This is a genomic window from Psychrobacter sp. T6-1 (assembly GCF_052258445.1).
Map to the genome: position 1 here is coordinate 1 of NZ_JBQQFC010000319.1, position 2606 is coordinate 2606.

The 2606-nt window shown below is 39.5% G+C and carries 1 protein-coding gene; it reads left to right on the forward strand.

Annotation, left to right across the window (positions count from 1 at the left end; translation table 11 throughout):
- The first annotated feature begins 175 nt into the window (after positions 1-175).
- Positions 176-2455, forward strand: coding sequence for an Ig-like domain-containing protein (locus tag ACTXGO_RS12215; RefSeq protein WP_443542899.1), 2280 nt, complete (start codon positions 176-178; stop codon positions 2453-2455).
- Positions 2456-2606: the final 151 nt, after the last annotated feature.

A 2606-nucleotide genomic window follows, 5' to 3' on the forward strand; every position in this document is an offset into this window, starting at 1 on the left:
TATTTGACGATAAAGATTAATTAACAGTTGTAAGTTAATATAAAAGTCAGTAAAGTTACTGTCATAAATTTTATACAGTTTGTAATATATAACTTATTTCAATGAGTTGTTTACTTTTCATTTATGCTTATTTGAAAGGCTCAAAAAACAAATACTGCTAACGCGGAGCAAGACCATGTCATATCTTTTGCATACCACTACTTCCAAATTTTTTCAGCTCACAGCGCTAAGCTTAGCACTGACTTTAGCTGGCTGCGGTGGAGGTGGTACGGATACTGTTGCTCCAGAACCTGATACGGGTGTAACGCAGCCAGGTACAGGCGGCGATGGAAATAATGGCGATGGCAACGGTGAGCCAACAGTGCCTGTTAGTGAAGTCAATGTAACGCCTATAACTTTGACAGATACTAATGGAAATGTGACTCGTACTATTACCTCTGCTGGAGTTAGTGCTAAAGTAGTTGTAACTGATGAGACGAATACACCTATTGATAATGCTTTAGTGACTTTTCGAGGTGAAGGAGTAGCATTTGGAACTAGTAACGCTGCCATATTAACTAATGAAAGTGGCGAAGCTAGTATATCGGTTAAACCTTTAGATAACACAACAACAGGTAGCTATCAGCTTAGCGCTACAGTTAGTGCTAATGGGTTAACAGATACAACGCCAGGTTATAATTTTTCATTACAGTCTGTAGAGGTTCAGCTCGCTGACATCTTTATATCTTCTACCAACTTAGAGTCAGGTGGCAATACTAACATCACATTGAAAACAAAAGATGCTAGTAGCAATGCCAATCAGAATGACATTGCAGTAAATTTCGATACCAGTTGTGGTAGTTTTGATAACGACAGTGTTGTTTCAAGTAATCAAGGTGATGTTATAGCTAACTACCAAGCAATAGATAGTAATGGGAATTTGTGTGAGGGTAGACAAACGATTACTATAACTTCAGCAAATAATCCCAATGTGCAAAGAACGCTTACTGTAAATATTGAAGGTATAGAAGCAAACTCTATAGTGTATACCACTACGGAGGAGACTAGACTAGGTGCAAATAATAGCGGATCATCTAGATCTGGAAAGATAGAGTTCACTGTTTATGCCAACGGTCGACCTGCTGCCAATCAAAGAGTTGAGATTAGTAAAGTATTTGCACCGAACGATTTTAGTTTTGTGAGATTAGGCAACCAAAATTCTGAGATAGTAACTAGTGACTCGCAAGGTAGAGTGGTTGTTGACTTGTACCCTAGTGCATTACCTGGTCCTGTAGAAATAAAAGCAACGTTACTATCAAATCGCAATATATTTGCACTGTCAAAAAATGTTTCAGTAGCAACCGGACGTGCTACACAAAACGGTTTTAGTCTTTCGTTAAGCAAAAATGTATTGGCAGTCGGTACTGATGGAGATACCGCTACTATTACCGCAAGATTGGTCGATAGAGTGGGAAACCCTGTGCCTAATGGTACAGTGGTCAGTTTTATCAGTGAAGGCGGTAGAGTGATTCCAAATTGCGCCACTAACAACGGTCAGTGTAGTGTTGAATTTAGCACACAAAACCCACGTCCTGTAGATAATCGTATCTCTGTTATCGCTTATGTAGAGGGTGATAAGAGCTATAGAGATACTAATGGCGATAATTTATATACCGCAGGCGTTGACTCCTTGATTAGAAATATCGGTGACTTCTTTAGAGATGATAATGAGAATAATCAGTACGATTCTAATTTAGGCGAATTTGTATATCGTCGCAACGCTGGCAGTTTATCTTGTGGTCCATCATTCTTTTCGTTCCCTAATATCAACCAAACCTGTGATAACCAACTTGAGGCTATACTACGTTCTCAAGTTGTACTAGGTTTAGCGTCTGATAGTCCTTTATTCCCAAGATTAGGAGACGAACTTCGAGCGAATCCGCTAAATAATTTAGATACACCTATCAAGGTGGATTTTAAAATGTATGGTAATGGCGCTCAAACGGTCAGTATGCCGTCAGGAACGAGTGTCAGTATTTCAGCTGTAGATAAAACCAGTTTCTCTCCTACTGTTGTTATTACGGGTGATAGAATTGTCGTTTCTAACGCTGAGCCAAATACTACAGCTGTCGTAAAGGCAGGTTCTTCTTCTATTAATGTAGGTATTGGCTCTGATGGTATAGGTTCGGAGCCAAGAGGCAATGTGCCAGCAGACGCGTCATTAACGGTAGCAGATACTAGCTCTACATGCGAAGCTGAGCTAGTATCTGGTTTTGAAACGGTGCCAAACATTGTTGATCTAGGTGTTGGAGTTAGTATAGGAGACGGTAGATTTGGTAAGGTGCGAGACAACGCGGTCAGCTATACCTTTACTTATAGTGGCTGTCGTCCTAACGATCAGCTGAAACTATCAGTGACCACACCATCACCCTCTGCTACTACTTCTACTAAAAATATTACGTTTGTATCAAGATAGCTTTAACTCGCATAAATTTAAAAACCCCCAACGTGTTGGGGGTTTTTGCATTCATAATTTTAATAACGAAATACCACCAACTCAATTGCTAAAACACAATAAAATAGCCGACCGGCTATATCTCAGACAATCTTAACTTATTATAGATTTA

Coding starts and splice junctions, on each gene's coding strand:
- ACTXGO_RS12215 (WP_443542899.1), top strand. CDS start 176: ATGTCATATCTTTTGCATACCACTACTTCCAAATTTTTTCAGCTCACA.